The 17613-nt window shown below is 58.6% G+C and carries 15 protein-coding genes and 4 pseudogenes; 12 read left to right on the top strand and 7 right to left on the bottom strand.

The window, feature by feature from the left end:
• Positions 1-5 precede the first annotated feature (5 nt).
• The 3 genes and pseudogenes from AAGF34_RS08525 to AAGF34_RS08535 form a co-directional block, all read right to left on the bottom strand.
• Positions 6-1082: a maleylacetate reductase gene (locus AAGF34_RS08525; protein ID WP_342620189.1), complete on the bottom strand. Its 1077-nt coding sequence runs from the start codon at positions 1080-1082 to the stop codon at positions 6-8.
• 2 nt (positions 1083-1084) lie between these two features.
• The gene (locus AAGF34_RS08530; protein ID WP_342620190.1) at positions 1085-1393 is read right to left on the bottom strand and encodes a Dabb family protein; all 309 of its coding nucleotides are present in this window, start codon (positions 1391-1393) and stop codon (positions 1085-1087) included.
• Between the two features lie 5 nt (positions 1394-1398).
• Positions 1399-1497, bottom strand: a pseudogene (locus AAGF34_RS08535) (LysR family transcriptional regulator); the annotation flags it as partial.
• Between the two features lie 117 nt (positions 1498-1614).
• Here AAGF34_RS08535 and AAGF34_RS08540 point away from each other — a divergent pair.
• The 6 genes and pseudogenes from AAGF34_RS08540 to AAGF34_RS08565 form a co-directional block, all read left to right on the top strand.
• Positions 1615-2505 (top strand): intradiol ring-cleavage dioxygenase, encoded by an 891-nt coding sequence (locus AAGF34_RS08540; protein WP_342620191.1) that lies wholly within the window; start codon positions 1615-1617, stop codon positions 2503-2505.
• On the top strand, positions 2502-3218 hold the full coding sequence (locus AAGF34_RS08545) for a 3-oxoacid CoA-transferase subunit A (protein WP_342620192.1): 717 nt from the start codon (positions 2502-2504) through the stop codon (positions 3216-3218). Before AAGF34_RS08540 ends, AAGF34_RS08545 begins: the two co-directional genes overlap by 4 nt.
• Before the next feature lie 12 nt (positions 3219-3230).
• On the top strand, positions 3231-3875 hold the full coding sequence (locus AAGF34_RS08550; protein ID WP_342620193.1) for a 3-oxoacid CoA-transferase subunit B: 645 nt from the start codon (positions 3231-3233) through the stop codon (positions 3873-3875).
• 14 nt (positions 3876-3889) lie between these two features.
• Positions 3890-4093: pseudogene (locus AAGF34_RS08555) on the top strand (3-oxoadipyl-CoA thiolase); the annotation flags it as partial.
• A gap of 54 nt (positions 4094-4147) precedes the next feature.
• Positions 4148-5185: pseudogene (gene istA, locus AAGF34_RS08560) on the top strand (IS21 family transposase); the annotation flags it as partial.
• Positions 5178-5690 (top strand): annotated as a pseudogene (locus AAGF34_RS08565) (ATP-binding protein); the annotation flags it as partial. The pseudogenes istA and AAGF34_RS08565, both read left to right, overlap by 8 nt.
• Before the next feature lie 938 nt (positions 5691-6628).
• On the opposite strand, the gene gyrB reads toward AAGF34_RS08565, so the two are convergent.
• The 3 genes from gyrB to dnaA form a co-directional block, all read right to left on the bottom strand.
• Positions 6629-9229 carry a DNA topoisomerase (ATP-hydrolyzing) subunit B gene (gene gyrB / locus AAGF34_RS08570; RefSeq protein ID WP_342620194.1) on the bottom strand — a complete coding sequence of 867 codons (2601 nt, stop codon included), beginning with the start codon at positions 9227-9229 and terminating at the stop codon, positions 6629-6631.
• Between the two features lie 92 nt (positions 9230-9321).
• Complete coding sequence (gene dnaN, locus AAGF34_RS08575) at positions 9322-10428, bottom strand: DNA polymerase III subunit beta (protein ID WP_342620195.1); 1107 nt, start codon at positions 10426-10428, stop codon at positions 9322-9324.
• Positions 10429-10551: 123 nt separating this feature from the next.
• Positions 10552-11964 (bottom strand): chromosomal replication initiator protein DnaA, encoded by a 1413-nt coding sequence (gene dnaA / locus AAGF34_RS08580; protein WP_342620196.1) that lies wholly within the window; start codon positions 11962-11964, stop codon positions 10552-10554.
• A gap of 204 nt (positions 11965-12168) precedes the next feature.
• Here dnaA and rpmH point away from each other — a divergent pair, with 204 nt between their 5' ends.
• The 6 genes from rpmH to AAGF34_RS08610 all read left to right on the top strand — a co-directional run bounded on the left by rpmH (position 12169) and on the right by AAGF34_RS08610 (position 16996).
• On the top strand, positions 12169-12303 hold the full coding sequence (rpmH, locus tag AAGF34_RS08585; protein ID WP_006299042.1) for a 50S ribosomal protein L34: 135 nt from the start codon (positions 12169-12171) through the stop codon (positions 12301-12303).
• 83 nt (positions 12304-12386) lie between these two features.
• Positions 12387-12803, top strand: a complete 417-nt coding sequence (locus tag AAGF34_RS08590; protein ID WP_342620197.1) for a ribonuclease P protein component — start codon at positions 12387-12389, stop codon at positions 12801-12803.
• A 3-nt stretch (positions 12804-12806) separates the two neighbouring features.
• Positions 12807-13073, top strand: a complete 267-nt coding sequence (gene yidD, locus AAGF34_RS08595) for a membrane protein insertion efficiency factor YidD (protein ID WP_342620198.1) — start codon at positions 12807-12809, stop codon at positions 13071-13073.
• Positions 13070-14779, top strand: coding sequence for a membrane protein insertase YidC (yidC, locus tag AAGF34_RS08600; protein ID WP_342620199.1), 1710 nt, complete (start codon positions 13070-13072; stop codon positions 14777-14779). Before yidD ends, yidC begins: the two co-directional genes overlap by 4 nt.
• Positions 14780-14817: 38 nt before the next feature.
• Positions 14818-16224: a tRNA uridine-5-carboxymethylaminomethyl(34) synthesis GTPase MnmE gene (gene mnmE, locus AAGF34_RS08605; protein WP_342620200.1), complete on the top strand. Its 1407-nt coding sequence runs from the start codon at positions 14818-14820 to the stop codon at positions 16222-16224.
• A gap of 94 nt (positions 16225-16318) precedes the next feature.
• The gene (locus AAGF34_RS08610) at positions 16319-16996 is read left to right on the top strand and encodes a hypothetical protein (RefSeq protein ID WP_342620201.1); all 678 of its coding nucleotides are present in this window, start codon (positions 16319-16321) and stop codon (positions 16994-16996) included.
• A gap of 28 nt (positions 16997-17024) precedes the next feature.
• Here AAGF34_RS08610 and AAGF34_RS08615 read toward each other — a convergent pair whose 3' ends face one another.
• The gene (locus AAGF34_RS08615) at positions 17025-17579 is read right to left on the bottom strand and encodes an adenine phosphoribosyltransferase (RefSeq protein WP_342620202.1); all 555 of its coding nucleotides are present in this window, start codon (positions 17577-17579) and stop codon (positions 17025-17027) included.
• Positions 17580-17613 lie beyond the last annotated feature (34 nt).

The raw sequence follows: 17613 nt of genomic DNA on the forward strand, positions 1-17613 counted from the left end.
TGTAATCAGATCGAAAGGCTGTTGGGGCGATCACCGGCCCAGGCGTTCCTGAGCAGACCCATCAAGGCCACTTCTTCGAGCGGCCGGGGATTCCAGTAGGCGTTGGACATGGAAATCTTGCAGGCCTGTTCCAGGTCCGCCTCCTTCATGCCTATTTCGCGCAGGGCCATGGGCGCACCCAGTTGCTTGGCCAGGTCGAATGCCCCTTCGGCTGCGTGGGGCGCTCCCAGAGCTTTGGCAATACGTTGCATGGCCTGCGGTGCGGCGCTCGCGTTGTAGGCCAGTGCATGCGGCAAGATGATGGTGTGAGTCTCTGCATGTGGCAGATTGAAGCTGCCACCCAGCACATGGCAGAGCTTGTGATGCAGGGACATGCCCACATGGCCCAGAACAGATCCGCACAGCCATGTGCCATACAAGCATTCGCTGCGGGCGTCCATATCAGACGCGTTCTGCGCAATGCCCTTGAGCCCCAGAGCCAGGGCACGGATGCCCTCTTCGGCCATCAGCGACATCACAGGGTTTCCATCCTTGGCGTACAGGCCTTCGGCAGCGTGGGCAATGGCGTTCATGCCACTTACCACTGACATACCCAGCGGCAGACCCACGCTGAGGTTGGGGTCGTACAGCACAGTCTTGGGCAGCACGCGAATGTCGCGACCGGTTTTCTTGGCTCCGGCTTCGGTAATGCCATAGATGGGTGTCATCTCCGAGCCAGCATAGGTGGTTGGAATTGCGATGATGGGCAACGCAGACTCCATTGCAATTGCTTTGCCCAACCCTATGGTAGAACCTCCGCCAATGGCCACGGCACAGTCAGCACCGACTGCCTTGGCATGTTCACGAGCGACGCGTGCCACTTCGATAGGCACATGCATTTGTGCGCCATCAAAAATGCCTGCACTCATCTCTCCCAACAAGTCACTGGCTTGCTGGGCTTGTGCGCGTTGTTGTGGCGTGCACAGTACCAGGGCACGCCGAGCGCCAAGGGCCTTTACTTCTTCAGCCAGTTGGCTCAAGCTACCCTTGGCAAAAACCACCCGTGAGGGTTGTGCGGTAAATATGAAATCCCGTATGGCCATGATTAGTGCGCCTCAGTGGTGTAGTCGACTTGGTGCCGTGTGATACGAATTCCACCCAGGTCACCACGAATGCGCAGATGCTCAGGATGGTTGGCATAGGCGTCCAGGGCCTCTTTGGAGTCGAACTCGGAATACAGCACAACGTCGCAGGCATATTCGACCCGGCTCTCATCCAGACCGATTTCAAGTTTCTGCATTCCAGGAATCTTGCCAAGCAGGCTTTCAAACCGGCCTTTGATGTACTGGGCAGATTCCTTGCGTGCCTGGGCGGTATCACCACGGACATTCCACATGACAATGTGTTTGATCATGGCTTGGCCGCCGCGTTGGACATCTCCAGTTTCTCCGCCGCACGAGACAGGCTCTTGAGCTCTGCAACTTGGACAAAGAATGCTACTTGCGACCAATGATCCATTTGGATTACTTCGTTTTATGGAAAACTGATTTCACTATAGAGCATTTTTTTCCAACCGACGCAGTAGTAACGTATCGGCTACCTACAGAAAAACGCCCAATAAGGAGACAGACAACCATGCGCAATATCAACGAAGATACGATCACGCAGGCCGTGCTCGCGTCCATTACGGACTGCAGGAACGAACGCCTGCGCCAGGTCATGACCAGCCTGGTCCAACACCTGCACTCCTTCGCCAGGGAGGTCAATCTGACCGAGGAGGAGTGGTTCCAAGGCATCGAATTTCTGACCGCTACAGGGCACATCACCGATGACGTACGCCAGGAGTTCATCCTGCTGTCTGACGTGCTGGGACTGTCCACTCTGGTCACTTCACAGAACAACATCAAACCCGCAGGCTGTACCGAGGCCACCGTCTTTGGTCCCTTCTTTGTCGAGGGTGCCCCTGAATATGCTTTGGGCGCCGACATGTCGAATGGGGCCGGTGGTGAGCCCTGCTTTGTAAGCGGCAAGGTAACCGATCTGGAAGGCAGGGGCCTTCCCAGCGTTTCCATGGATGTCTGGCAGTCCGATGAAGACGGCTTCTACGACGTGCAGCGTCCAGCTTCGTCGTCAGGGCAGCATGAACACCGCGCCCGTGGCCGCTTCGTCACAGATGCAAAGGGCGAATACCACTTCCGTTCTATCCTGGCCCAACCCTATCCGATTCCCCACGACGGTCCGGTTGGAAAAATGCTGGAGGCACTGGGTCGCCATCCCTGGCGTCCTGCCCACTTGCATTTCATGCTGGTTGCACCAGGCTTTGAGAGGCTGATCACTCATGTATTCCGCGACGAAGACAAGTATCTCGACTCCGACGCTGTCTTTGGTGTTCGCTCCACACTAATTTCGGACTGGGTGCGGCATGAGGCCGGTACGGCACCCGATGGCACTCGAATGGACCGCCCGTTCTACACACTTCACTACGACTTTGTGCTCAACCCCGTTCAGGCCAAGGTACAACGATGATCAATAAAATTGCCGCCTCGGTTGCCGAAGCCTTGTCGGGCATACAAGACGGCGCTACGGTACTCATCGGCGGTTTCGGCACCGCCGGCATTCCCAACGAACTCATCGATGGCCTGATCGCCCAGGGTGCACGTGACCTCACCGTGGTCAACAACAACGCCGGCAATGGCGAAGTTGGCCTGGCCGCTTTGCTCAAGACTGGCCGCGTGCGCAAGATCATCTGCAGCTTTCCTCGCCAAGCTGACAGCCAGATCTTTGATGGCCTGTACCGTAGTGGCCAGCTAGAGCTAGAGCTGGTGCCGCAGGGCAATCTGGCCGAGCGTCTGCGTGCGGCCGGTGCCGGTGTAGGGGCCTTCTTCACTCCAACCGGATTCGGTACCGAACTGGCCAAGAACACTGACGGCAGCGCCAAGGAGACCCGTGTCATCAGCGGCAAACCCTACGTGCTGGAGTACCCCATCTATGGCGATGTGGCCCTGATCAAGGCTGAAAGCGGTGATCGGTGGGGCAACCTGGTGTACCGCAAGGCGGCGCGCAACTTTGGCCCCGTCATGGCCACGGCAGCCAAACGGACCATTGCCACAGTTCACAGCATTGTGGAGCTGGGCACGCTTGATCCGGAGGCCATTGTCACGCCCGGCATCCACGTCTCCCGCATCGTCAAGATCGACCATGTTGCCACCCAGGCTGGTGGCTTTAAGCAAGCCGCCTGAGAAAAGTACATCATGAGCAACTACCAAAAACGCAGTAAGGATCAGCTGGCCCAGCGTGTGGCGCAAGACATTCACGATGGCGCCTATGTGAACCTGGGCATAGGCCAGCCCACCCTGGTGGCCAACCACATCCCGGCCCACATGGAAGTGGTGCTGCACAGCGAAAACGGCATCTTGGGCATGGGGCCCGCGCCGGCCTCTGGTTCAGAGGACTATGACCTGATCAATGCCGGCAAGCAGCCCGTCACCCTCTTGGACGGTGGTGCTTTCTTTCACCATGCGGACAGCTTTGCCATGATGCGCGGCGGCCATCTGGACATTTGCGTGCTGGGGGCCTTTCAAGTTTCAGCCACTGGTGACCTGGCCAACTGGAGCACCGGTGAAGCCGGCTCCATCCCGGCCGTGGGCGGCGCGATGGATTTGGCAATTGGTGCCAAGCAGACCTGGGTCATGATGGACCTGCTGACCAAAAAGGGGGAAAGCAAGGTGGTGCAGAACTGCAGCTACCCTTTGACCGGCATTGCGTGCGTCAAGCGCATTTACTCTGACCTGGCCACATTGGCCTGCACTCCTACGGGTCTGCAACTCATAGACATGGTTGAAGGCCTGGAGCACGCCGAACTTGAGCGTCTTGTGGGTCTGCCCGTTCAGATCTAAACAATGAATCTCACATGAAACAAGCATTTATCTGCGATGCCATTCGCACCCCTTTTGGACGCTACGGTGGAGCGCTAAGCAGTGTGCGCGCTGACGACCTTGGAGCTGTTCCCTTGCGAGCACTGATGCTGCGCAACCGTCAGGTCGATTGGCAAGCCGTCACCGACGTGATCTACGGTTGCGCCAACCAGGCTGGCGAAGACAACCGCAACGTAGCCCGTATGAGCACCCTACTGGCCGGCCTACCCCTTGAGGTCCCTGGCTCCACTGTCAGCCGCGCGTTCGTGCTGGTGGCGTACTTCACACAGTCGCACGAGATGCTGTTTGACGCTCACACCAAGGCCTTTGAAGTGTTTGGCGGTGTACCCAAGCGTGGCATCTACGACAACATGCGCACGGCAGTCGACAAGGTCGGCAAAGGCAAGGAGCGCAGCGTGAACGCCAGGTTCGAGTCGATGACGGGGCATTACCTGTTCGAAGCCGAGTTCTGCAATCGCGCTGCGGGCTGGGAGAAGGGACGTGTAGAGAAGAATGTGCAGGACCGGCGCCGCCACATCTGGCGCGAGGCGGCTGAGAAGCGTTGGGGTAGTCTTGCTGAGCTCAATGCGTGGTTGCTGCAGGCCTGCCAGGACAGTTGGGCCGAACTGAGCCACCCGGATTGGCCGGAACTCACAGTGGCTGATGTCATGCAGGATGAGCGCACCCGTTTGATGGCCTTGCCCAAGGCATTTGATGGCTATGTGGAGCAGCCTTTGCGCGTTACCTCCACGGCGCTGATTCACTTCCAGCGCAACCGCTACAGCGTGCCTTGCGAATGGGTGAACACGGTCGTGAGTTTGCGCGCCTATCCAGAATTCCTGCGCGTGGTGGACGCCCACGGGGAAGTGGTCGATCTGGTTCGCAGCTTCGAGCGTGACAGGACCTTTTATGACTGGCGTCACTACATTGGTTTGATAGAGCGCAAGCCTGGAGCCTTGCGCAACGGTGCTCCCTTCAAGACCATGCCCGAGTCACTGCAGGAGTTGCAGCGGCAGTTGCTCAAGAACTCCGGCGGAGACCGTGTGATGGCACAGGTCCTCAGTGCAATTCCACTACATGGCCTGGACACCGTTCTGATGGCTGTAGAGATAGCCCTGGAGGGCGGTCGCGTGAGTGCCCAGCATGTATTGAACACGCTGAGTCGACTCAAAGACGGTTCTCGCCCTCTAACGGAGATGCAAGTGGACACGCCGCTGACCCTGCAGACGCCGCCGCTGGCCAATGTCATGCGCTACGACAGTCTGCGCAATCAGGAGGCCCGCCATGTCTAATGACATCGTTGCTGCATTGAAGGCCCTGAGCTTGCACGGCATGGCCAGTGCGTGGCCAGAGGTGTTGGGCACCGCACGCCTGAAGACGCTGGACCATGAAACGGTGCTGCACCAGTTGCTCAAGGCAGAGTCAGCACAACGTGAGGTGCGCTCCATGGCCTATCAAATGCGTGTGGCGCGCTTCCAATCACATCGGGATCTAGCTGGGTTCGACTTCACCCAAGCCAACGTGGATGAGGCCCTCGTGCGTGACCTGCACCAGATGAAGTTCCTGGAATCAGCGCACAACGTCGTTCTCATTGGTGGTCCCGGCACAGGCAAAACACATCTGGCAACCAGTCTCGGAGTTGCAGCGATTCGCAGCCATGGCAAACGAGTGCGGTTCTTCTCCACAGTCGAGTTGGTCAACGCTCTGGAGCAGGAGAAAGTGCAAGGCAAGTCAGGACAACTGGCCTACCGCCTGATGTATGTCGACATGGTGATCCTGGACGAAATGGGTTATCTTCGCAACGCGGCAAATCCGTTGACGAGGTAATCAAAGCCTCCGTGGATGCCAGCCTTGAGCGCTCGAACTACAACAACTCCGGTGAAGTTTGCTCGCTACTTCAATCGATCGGTCTCAATACTGCATCAGTTCAACTATTCCTGCCAGCGTTGGAGGATGCGATGAAACGCCGGCATCAAATAGTCCATCGAGCAGATGCAAATCCAAATGACGGCCAGGGTAACCATCAAGTCGCGTCCATTAGTCCAGCCAAAGTCAATGAGTGGATAGCAAACACAGAGAACTTCGTTCTTGCCATACTTGCGCAAGTGTGAGGTCCTGTCTACCCATTCCGTTGTGAGAAGTTATTTTCTTGGCACTGAGCGACGGATATGTGAAAGCAATCCGACGGTCAGAATTCCGAGGGGACCGGCAGAAGTCGCTGCGATCCGACCGCCTGTCACCGTGAAATGCAACTCTTTCCGAATGACCGCATTCTGGCGATGAAACTGTTCGCCTGGACTTCCGCTTTGGGTCGATCGCCGGCACCGGTAAATGACCGCTGATGGGCATTCGACCCAGTGCTCGCACCGCAAGTGAGTCGACGCGTGATCACCGACTGCGGCCAGCCTTGACCGGAATTTCCGGGACATGGTACCGGTATGTCCAAAAGAGACAGTCGAGTCCTATTTTGGTTCGCATGTGACCATCGCCGACAACCATCCCGCGCCGCAAAACAGGGATTTATAGGTTCCCTAAACAAGAACCATTCAAGCGCAGCAACCGGTCACATGTCCGTTTTAGAGCAAAACTCCCAATCTACATTGCCTTAGCCGAAATGCTCATTTTTTAAGCAGAAAAGGGCGTTTTGAAGGTTGGTCGCAAGAATTCTGTCCAATTTGTCGCAGAACTTTGTCGCGAGTCGCAATTACTTTGTCGCCCTACGGACCCCAACAGTCTCAAACGTCAATATTGCCCGCCCTCAGCGCATTGGTTTCAATGAAGTCGCGGCGCGGCTCCACTTCATCGCCCATGAGCATGGTGAACACGCGATCGGCTTCGATGGCGTCGTCGATCTGTACGCGTAGCAGGCGGCGCACGGTGGGGTCCATGGTGGTTTCCCAGAGCTGGCTGGGGTTCATTTCTCCCAAGCCTTTGTAGCGCTGGCGGCTGGTGGAGCTCTCGGCCTGACCGATCAACCAGGCCATGGCTTCGCGGAAGTCGTTGACCTTTTCTTCCTTCTGGCGCTCGCCCTCACCGCGCATGACGCGTGCGCCTTCGGACAGCAAGCCCTTGAAGGTGTTGGCCGCATCGGCCAAGGCGTGGTAGTCGGCGCCGTGCACGAAGTCCTGTGTGAGCACGCTGCTCTTCACATTGCCGTGGTGGCGGCGGCTGATGCGCAGAATGGGTTTGTCGGTGCGCACGTCAAACTCGCCCGCTACTTCGGCGTCGGGCAGCTTGGCCTGCAGAGCAGCGGCTGAGGCTTCGGCGTCGGCTACGGTGTCCAGATTGAGCGCAACGCCATCGGCCACCGAGCGCAGGGCTTCGGCATCCATGAAGTTTTGCAGGCGCGCAATCACGCTCTGCGCCACCTGGTGCTTGCGTGCAAGCTCGGCCAACGTGTCGCCGCTCAGCGTGGTGCCGTTGGGGCCGCCGGTATAGACCGATGCGTTGACCAGTGCAATGCGCAGCAGGAAGCTGTCGAGTTCGCTGGGGCCTTGCAGATAGAGCTCTTCCTTACCGGCCTTGACCTTGTACAGCGGCGGCTGCGCGATGTAGATGTGGCCGCGTTCCACCAGCTCGGGCATCTGGCGGTAGAAGAAGGTCAGCAGCAGGGTGCGGATGTGGGCGCCGTCAACGTCGGCGTCGGTCATGATGATGATGCGGTGGTAGCGCAGTTTGGCAACGTTGAAATCGTCGTTGCCAGTGCTGCCACCGGCCTTGCCGATGCCGGTACCCAAGGCGGTGATCAGCGTGAGAATTTCATTGCTGGTCAGCAGCTTTTCGTAGCGAGCTTTTTCCACATTCAAAATCTTGCCGCGCAGCGGCAGGATCGCCTGGAACTTGCGGTCACGGCCCTGCTTGGCGGAGCCACCGGCGGAGTCACCCTCGACGATATAGATTTCGCACATGGCCGGGTCTTTTTCCTGGCAGTCCGCCAGCTTGCCGGGCAGGCCCATGCCGTCGAGCACGCCCTTGCGTCGCGTCATGTCGCGCGCCTTGCGTGCGGCTTCGCGGGCGCGCGCGGCCTCGATGATCTTGCCGACAATGATCTTGGCGTCGTTGGGACGCTCCTGCAGATAGTCGGCCAGCAGCTTGCTCACGATGTCTTCCACCGGACCACGCACTTCGCTGGAGACCAGCTTGTCCTTGGTCTGGCTGGAGAACTTGGGTTCGGGCACCTTGACGCTGAGCACGCAGGTCAGGCCTTCACGCATGTCGTCGCCGGACACTTCCACCTTGGCCTTCTTGGCCAGTTCGGATTCGTCGATGTATTTGTTGATGACGCGGGTCATCGCTGCACGCAGGCCGGTGAGGTGGGTGCCACCGTCCCGTTGGGGAATGTTGTTGGTGAAGCACAGCACCTGCTCGTTGTAGCCGCTGTTCCATTGCATGGCCACTTCGACGCCGATGTTGGTGCCCTGATCGCTCTGGCGGTCGCCCATGGCGTGGAACACGTTGGGGTGCAGGACGGTCTTGCCCTTGTTGATGAAATTCACAAAGCCCTGCACGCCTCCGGCACCGGCAAAGTCGTCTTCCTTGCCCGTGCGTTCGTCTTTCAGGCGGATGCGCACGCCATTGTTCAGGAAGCTGAGTTCGCGCAGGCGCTTGCTCAGGATTTCGTAGTGGAAGTCGTTGTTCTCTTTGAAGATTTCGGTGTCAGGCAGGAAGTGCACCTCGGTGCCGCGTCGCTCGGTTTCACCGATCACCTTCATGGGCGAGACTTCCACGCCGTTTTGTGTCTCGACAATGCGGTTCTGCACAAAGCCCTTGCTGAACTCCATTACATGCACTTTGCCATCGCGACGAATGGTCAGGCGCAGCATCTTGGAGAGCGCGTTCACGCAGCTCACGCCCACGCCGTGCAGACCGCCAGACACCTTGTAGCTGTTTTGGTTGAACTTGCCGCCGGCATGCAGCTCGGTCAGGGCGATTTCGGCCGCCGAGCGTTTGGGCTCGTGCTTGTCATCCATCTTCACGCCGGTCGGAATGCCGCGGCCGTTGTCCACCACGCTCACCGAGTTGTCGGAGTGGATGGTGACCAGGATGTCATCGCAGTGGCCTGCCAGCGACTCGTCGATGGAGTTGTCCACCACTTCAAACACCAGGTGGTGCAGGCCGGTGCCGTCAGACGTGTCACCGATGTACATGCCAGGGCGCTTGCGCACGGCTTCCAGGCCTTCGAGAATCTGGATCGAGCCCTCGCCATAGGCTTCTGATGCGCCTGCCTGGTGCGCGTCGATGGTGGGCTGGAAGTTGGAACTCTCCGCGCCGCCCTCACCGGTGTGCACTGCGTCCGTGTTTTCGGGGGTGGAATCAGGCTTGTTGCTATCAGTCATGGCTTACTTCTCTTACAAAATCTCAAACTCTTGAATGACCAAACCCCCGCGGGGCGGGGGTTTGCGTCAAAGGGCGCCTGTGGCTTGCGGCCTTAAATCCGCATGGGCATGACCACGTACTTGAAGGTGGCGTTGTCAGGGATGGTGAACAGCGCGGAGCTGTTGCCGTCGGACAGTTCGATGGACACCATGTCCTGGCTCATGTTGGTGAGCGCGTCGATCAGGTAGGTCACGTTGAAGCCGATTTCAATGCTGTCACCGCCGTAGTCGATGTCCAGTTCGTCCACGGCTTCTTCCTGCTCGGCATTGTTGGATGCCACACGCAGCGAGCCCGGATCAATGTTCAGGCGCACACCCTTGAACTTGTCACTGGTCAGGATGGCCGTGCGCTGCAGCGTGGCCAGCAGCGCGGTGCGACCCAGTGTGATCTGGTTCTTGTGGTTCTTGGGGATAACGCGGTTGTAGTCGGGGAACTTGCCTTCGACCAGCTTGGTCACGAACTCCATGCCGTCGAAGGTGAACTTGGCCTGGTTGTTGGCGAATTGCATTTCAATGGCACCATCCGCATCGCTCAGGAGGCGCTGCAGTTCGATCACGGTCTTGCGCGGCAGAATCACCTCCTGCTTGGGCACTTCCACATCCAACGTGGCAGAGGCAAACGCCAGGCGGTGACCGTCGGTGGCCACCAGGCTGAGCTGCTTGCCTTCGGCGACAAACAGGATGCCGTTGAGGTAATAGCGGATGTCGTGCACCGCCATGGCAAACGCCACTTGGCCCAGCAGGTCCTTCAGGGTCTTTTGCGGCACGCTGAACGCGGGGCCGAAGTTGGCGGATTCCTGTACCAACGGGAAGTCCTCCGCCGGCATGGTCTGCAGAGTGAACTTGCTCTTGCCACCCTTGAGGATGATCTTGCTCTGGCTGGATTCCAGCGACACGGTCTGGTCCGAAGGCATGGTGCGCAGGATGTCGATCAGCTTGCGTGCGCCAATGGTGGTGGTGAAGTTGCCGGTGTCGCCACCCAGTTCGGCCGTGGTGCGGATCTGGATTTCCAGGTCGCTGGTGGTGAGCTGGATCGAGGTGCCAGACTTGCGCAGCAGTACGTTGGCAAGAATCGGCAAGGTATGGCGCCGCTCAACGATGCCCGCAACCGATTGCAGAACCGAGAGCACTTTGTCTTGCGTTGCCTTCAATACGATCATTTCAACCTCTTTCAGAGTCTCAGACTTTGCTACTGCCAGTCAAACTGGCTGCTATTTGGTAAATCCCGCCATTTTCGCTGTTTTATGCAGCATTTCACCGGCACGGAAGCTTGTTTTTAGCAATCAACCCTTGAGCGTTTGCTCCAGCACGTGCAATTGCTGATTCAGCTCGGTCATTTGTTGGCGTTCGCCACCAATTTTGCGCACCGCGTGCAGCACGGTGGTATGGTCCCGTCCACCAAAAAGCTCGCCAATTTCCGGCAGGCTTTTTTGCGTCAGTTCCTTGGCCAGGTACATGGCAATCTGGCGGGGCCGCGCGATGCTGGCCGGACGCTTCTTGGAATACATGTCCGCGACCTTGATCTTGTAGTAGTCGGCCACGGTCTTCTGAATGTTTTCCACCGATATTTGGCGGTTCTGGATCGACAGCAGGTCGCGCAGCGCTTCGCGCGCCAAGGCGATTGAGATGTCTTTCTGGTTGAACCTGGAATACGCCAGGATTTTGCGCAGGGCGCCTTCGAGCTCGCGCACGTTGGAGCGCACATTCTTGGCAACAAAAAAGGCCACTTCCTCGGGCATTTCCGATCCTTCGGCACGCGCCTTGTTGATCAGAATGGCTACCCGCATTTCCAGCTCCGGCGGCTCAATGGCCACGGTCAGGCCGGAGTCAAAGCGCGATACCAGGCGTTCGTGGATGTCCGTCAGCCCCTTGGGATAGGTGTCGCTGGTCATCACGATGTGGGACTTCTTGGCCAGCAGCGCCTCGAACGCATTGAAGAACTCTTCCTGTGTGCGATCCTTGTTGGCAAAGAACTGCACATCGTCGATCAGCAGCAGGTCGAGCGAGTGGTAACGCTCCTTGAATTCATCGAAAGTCTTGCGCTGATAGGCCTTAACCACATCTGAAACAAACTGTTCTGCATGGATGTAGAGAACTTTCGCGCCAGGCTTGTCGTCAAGTAAGCGGTTACCCACTGCATGCATCAAGTGGGTCTTGCCCAGGCCAACGCCGCCATAGATGAACAGCGGGTTGTACAAATGCCCTGGCATGGTGGCCACATGCATGGCTGCGGCGCGTGCCATGCGGTTGGCTGTACCCTCCACCAGCGTCTCGAAAGTGAGCATGCTGTTGAGGCGATTCTTGGGGGTCCCGTTGGATCGCTCTTCGCCAATCTCGGTGACTTCCTCCAATGCGATGGCTTCCGTACTGGCAACGGCAGTTTGAGTCCTGGCAACGGTTTCCCGAGGAGTAATGGCTAACTCAACTTGAACTGGCTGGCCGTAAAGCTTTTCCAGCATGTTGGAAATACGGCTGCTGTATTGCGCCCTGATCCAGTCCAGTTTGAAGCGGTTGGCCACATAGATGGTGACCTTGGAGAAGTCCTCCTGCACCTGGGCCTGAAGGGGTTTGATCCAGGTGTTGAACTGCTGTTCGGGCAACTCCTGGGCGAGCTGGTCAATGCAGCTTTGCCACAGGCTCTGGCCGATGTCGCGGGCAGCCGAAGGCTGGCTGCCAGAGCTTAGTCCCGTGCTCATTCTTGTTCTAGGTTTCTGTGGATAGTTCTACTTATTTAGGAGTCGCATTGTAATTTATCAAAGCGTTATCCACATTCCTGATTTTGATGCCCTTGTTGCCAAGTCAGAACCACAATCCCGTCCAAGCCCTTGCCGCAATTGAGAAAGTTTGCGATAATCTTCGGTTTCCCTGATCGTTGTCGGGGTCCAGAGTAGAGATTCCAAATGAAACGCACATACCAACCTTCCAAAATCCGCCGCGCCCGTACCCACGGCTTTCTGGTTCGCATGAAGACTCGCGGTGGCCGTGCCGTGATCAACGCGCGTCGTGCCAAGGGCCGCAAGCGCCTGGCCGTCTAAGCCAACCCACTGGCAATTCTGATCGGCCAATTCTTGGGGCACTTGCTTTGTCTCAAGGGGTTTCAGTTTCGGTGTGCTCCAACGTGCAACGATTGAAAACACGGCCCCAGTTTCAGGCAGTCCTGGCGGGCAAGACCCTCGCCCGCACTGCCCATTTTGCTTTGCACAGTGCAGGCCTGGTGGCGGCCCCGTCAACGGAGCAAGGGCAGTTGCCGCTCTTTCCGCAGAAGTGCGTCTGGTTGGGAGCCATGGTCCCCAAACGCTGGGCCAAGCGCGCAGTCACACGAAACACCATCAAACGGCAAATCTATAGCGTGAGCGCGCAATTCGAGCCGCAGTTGAGCGTCGCCGCCCACGTCGTACGCTTGCGCGCCGGCTTTGACCGTGCCCAGTTTGTCAGTGCCACATCGGATGCGCTCAAGGCGGCTGTTCGCACAGAATTGCTGAGTCTGTTCGAGAGGGCCTGCACAGTGCCCTCCACCCATTTAACCAGAGGCTGACGCGTGCAGTGGTTGCTGATCAGCCTGGTCAAGGCCTACCGTCTGCTGTTGAGCCCTTGGCTGGGTTCTGCCTGCCGTTTCGAGCCCACATGTTCCGTATACTCCCTGCAGGCGCTTGAGCAGCATGGTGCGATGGCCGGAAGCTATCTCACGGCGGCTCGTCTGGTGCGATGCCATCCCTGGTGTGCTGGCGGCTCCGACCCGGTACCTACTGAACCCCCCCGGCTTTTTGGCCGTCTGATTTCTCCGTCTGAAAAGAAACCCTCATGAACGATATCCGCCGCACCATTTTGTGGGTGATCTTTGGCTTCTCCATGGTTCTGCTCTGGGATCAATGGCAGGTCGCCAATGGCAAACGGGCCACTTTCTTCCCCGGACCTGCCGTGCAGGCCAGTGCGCCCAAGGCGGCGGACGGTAAGCCCGTCGCAGGTAAGGATGGCGCTGTTCCAGCACCTGTGGCAGGTCAGGCCACGGTACCGGCGGCAGCTGATGCTGCGCCCGCGGCACCCAAAGAGCGGTTTGTCGTTACCACGGACGTGCTCAAGCTCACTATGGACACCGAAGGTGGCTCCCTGGTGCGTGCCGAATTGCTGAAGTACGCCGATACCGAAGACAAGACCAAGAACTTCGTACTGCTGGACGACAGCAAGGATCGCGTCTACATGGCCCAGTCGGGCGTGGTGGCCGGAGCTGCTGGAGGGGCATTTCCCACCCATAAGACGGTGATGACAGCCAGCGGCCCGCATGAACTCAAGGATGGCCAGAACGAACTTGTGATCCAGTTCACCTCGCCCGACGTGGGCGGCATCAAGCTGGTCAAGGCCTATACCTTGCGCCGCGGAGCCTACGATATTGCAGTCAAGCACGAGCTGATCAACACCTCTGCCAATCCGCAGTCGGCACAGCTGTACCTGCAGCTGGTACGTGACGGCAACAAGCCCGCTGGCGGCTCGTCCTTCTATTCGACCTACACCGGACCTGCCGTTTACACGGAAGCCAAGAAGTTCCAGAAAGTGGACTTCTCCGACATCAAGAAGCACAAGGCAGACTTTGAGCCCAGCAGCTCCAATGGCTACGTCGCCATGGTGCAGCACTATTTCGCCAGTGCCTGGATATTGCCCGATGGCGTGCAACGCAATCTGTCCATGGACGCTGTGGACATCGGTGCCTCTGTGGCGGATTGCTGCTACCGCGCGACCATGGTGGCGCCGCTCGAGCCTTTGGCTCCTGGCGCCAGCAAGGTGGTGGATGCCAAGCTGTTCGTGGGGCCGCAAGAAGAAAAAATGCTGGAAGCGCTCACCCCTGGCCTCGAACTCCTCAAGGACTATGGTCGCCTGACGATTCTGGCCAAGCCTTTGTATTGGTTGCTGGACAAGCTGCACAGCTTCATCCAGAACTGGGGCTGGTCGATTGTGGCCCTGGTGCTGTTGCTCAAGATCGCTTTCTATTGGCTCAATGCCAAGGCCTACGCCAGCATGGCCAAGATGAAAGCCATCAACCCCAAGATCATGGAAATGCGCGAGCGTCTGAAGGACAAGCCGCAGCAGATGCAGCAGGAAATGATGCGCATCTATCGCGAGGAGAAGGTCAACCCCATGGGTGGCTGCTTCCCCATCATGATCCAGATCCCGGTATTCATCGCGCTGTACTCGGTGCTGCTGTCCACCGTGGAAATGCGCAACGCTCCTTGGGCACTGTGGATCCATGACCTCTCGGCACCTGATCCTTTCTACATCCTTCCGCTGGTCATGACCTTGACCACCTTGCTGCAGACTTCGTTGAACCCTGCGCCACCAGACCCCATGCAAGCTAAGATGATGTGGATCATGCCGCTGGCCTTCAGCGTGATGTTCTTCTTCTTCCCATCGGGCCTGGTGATGTACTGGATCACCAACAACGTGCTGTCCATTGCCCAGCAATGGATCATCAACACCCGCATGGGTGTGCCGCCCAAGTTCAATCTGCCCAAGTTCTGATGGGCGGAGCCGGATCGCTGACTGTCTAGTGGCGCACCATGCTGCCACGTCACCACGATCCGGTTCTGGCCATTGCCACCGCGCCCGGCCGAGGGGCGGTGGGCATTGTGCGCATCAGTGCCAGGCAGCTCTCACCTTTTGTCCAGGCCTTTTTCGGCCGTTCTCTGCCTCCCCGCGAGGCCCTGTACCTGCCCTTCAGTGATGCCGACGGCATTGCGATAGACCGCGGTCTGGCCATTTACTTCCCTGGCCCGAATTCCTTCACCGGAGAGGATGTGCTGGAGTTGCAGGCCCACGGAGGGCCGGTGGTGCTGCAATTGCTGCTTGCACGTTGTCTGCAGGTGGCAGCGCAGGTGGGCGCCACCAGCAATTTGCCCGTGTTGCCCGGGCTGCGCCTGGCGACAGCGGGAGAGTTTTCCGAACGCGCATTCCTGAACGACAAGATTGATCTGGCGCAGGCCGAGGCAATTGCTGATCTGATTGACGCCAGCACCGAGGCCGCCGCGCGCAGTGCTGCGCAATCATTGTCTGGAGCCTTTTCAAAGGAGGTTCACGCCCTGCTGGCCGCCCTAACCCATTTGCGCATGCTGGTGGAGGCCACGCTGGACTTTCCGGAAGAAGAGATCGATTTTCTGCAAAAGGCGGATGCAGCCGGACAGCTGGAACGCATTCAGTCATCGCTAAAGGAATTGTTTGCCAAGGCGTCCCAGGGTGCCCTGCTGCGCGAAGGCATTCAAGTCGTGATTGCCGGTCAACCCAATGCGGGCAAATCATCCTTACTCAATGCCTTGGCGGGTGCGGAGTTGGCCATCGTCACGCCCATTGCCGGCACCACGCGCGACCGCGTGCAGGAGACCATTCAGATCGAAGGTGTACCCATCCACGTGATCGATACCGCCGGTTTGCGCGAGAGCGAAGATGTGGTGGAGAAGATTGGCATCTCCCGCGCCTGGGAAGCGATTGCCGCCGCCGACGTGGTGCTGTTTCTGCACGACCTGACACGTGCGACCCAGACTGATTACCTGTCTGGTGATGCTGTCATTGCCCAGACCTTGCAGGCGAAGCTGCCAACCGGTGTTCCCGTCATAGAAGTCTGGAACAAGGCAGATGCAGCGCCGAATTCGCAGGGTCAGGCAGGCATCACACTCTCCGCCAAGACTGGCAGCGGACTGGATGCGCTGCGTCAGGCCCTGTTGCAAGCCGCAGGATGGCGGCCTGCCAGCGGCGGCAATTTCATTGCGCGGGAACGGCACATTCAGGCACTGCGGCGGGTCGAGCACCACTGTGAGCTTGCAGCGGACCATTTGGCCGCCCATGCCCAGTCCCTGGACTTGCTGGCCGAAGAATTGCGCCTGGCGCAAGGCGCTTTGGGTGAGATCACCGGTGAGTTCAGCTCGGACGATCTGCTGGGCGTGATCTTTTCGCAGTTTTGTATTGGCAAGTGATCTGTCCTACACTGCTGGGACACGCTTACTCCATACATCTATGTCCTTCTTAAGCTGGTTTGGAAAACGGAAAACGGCCACTGAATCGCCCTCGGTGCCGCCTTCTGATCTGGGTGCCTCCGACGCGACCCTGCCCTTGCAATACCAGTCCACCGACAAGACTGTTCCAAGCAACAGCCGCAAGAGTGAACGCATGCAACGCCGGGAGCTGCTGTATGGCATCGTGCGCGAATGCATGACGGCCTCGGGCATTCTTTCTTCCACCTACAAGTTCAAGGTGCTGTCACTAGATTCCAGTGGTCGCCAGTACCTGATCATGGTGGACGTGCCGCGGGACTACATGACAGATCCGGAGCGCTTTGTGAACATGGAAGGCGCCATAGCCCGTAGCGCCAAGGAGCGCTTTGATATGCTGGTCACTGCCGTCTACTGGCGGGTGAACGACATGGTGAGTGTCCGACCGGCATCCCCGTCGATGGCGCAAGCTGCGCCAGTGCCCAAGGCGGCAGCGAGGCCCGCCACACCCCCGGGAGTTGCGCCACTTGCCCCGCAATCCCGAACGCCCTCTTCGGACGAAGAGGTGTCCGTTGACGAAGTGCTGGCATTCAAGCGGGCTGTAGCCGCTGCCGCAAGTGGTGCCGCGCCAGCTCGTTCGGGCGAGGTGGTGCGTTCTGGCAGGCGCAATCCGGCGCCTGAGCCGGACTTCAGCGATACCGAGCCGTTTGATGCGAATTCACCTTTGGGTCCTTCGCAATTTGGTGGGCTCAACTAGCGTCGGGTTGTTGGCGACCTCGCCGCCCTCAATGCCCGGCAAAGTCCACCAGCGTGAACAGTGACAGCCCGGATTCGCGCAACTTGGCCGAGCCGCCCAGTTCCGGCAGATCCACAATGGCCGCACCTTCGGTCACCACTGCGCCCTGACGTTCCAACAGACGGCGTCCGGCCATCATGGTGCCGCCAGTGGCAATCAGGTCATCAATCAGCAGCACGCGCTGACCTGGCTTGACCGCATCGGTATGCAACTCCACCGTGGCGCTGCCGTATTCCAGTTCATAAGTCTCTTCCACCGTGGTGAAGGGCAGCTTGCCCTTTTTGCGGATGGGCACAAAGCCCACATTGAGCTCATAGGCCACGACAGCTCCGATGATGAAGCCGCGTGCATCCAGGCCGGCAACCACATCGGGGCGACGATCTGCCGACATGTAGCGGTGCACGAATGCATCGATCAACACCCGGAATACCTTGGCGTCCTGCAGCAGCGGCGTGATGTCACGGAACTGTATGCCGGGTGCGGGCCAATCCGGCACGGTGCGGATATGGTCGCGCAGATACTGGTTCACACTGATGTTTTGCATGGGTTGGTCCAAACGGATAAGGGGCACGGGCGCC

Source organism: Rhodoferax sp. GW822-FHT02A01 (genome assembly GCF_038784515.1).
In the GTDB taxonomy this organism is placed as follows: domain Bacteria; phylum Pseudomonadota; class Gammaproteobacteria; order Burkholderiales; family Burkholderiaceae_C; genus Allorhodoferax.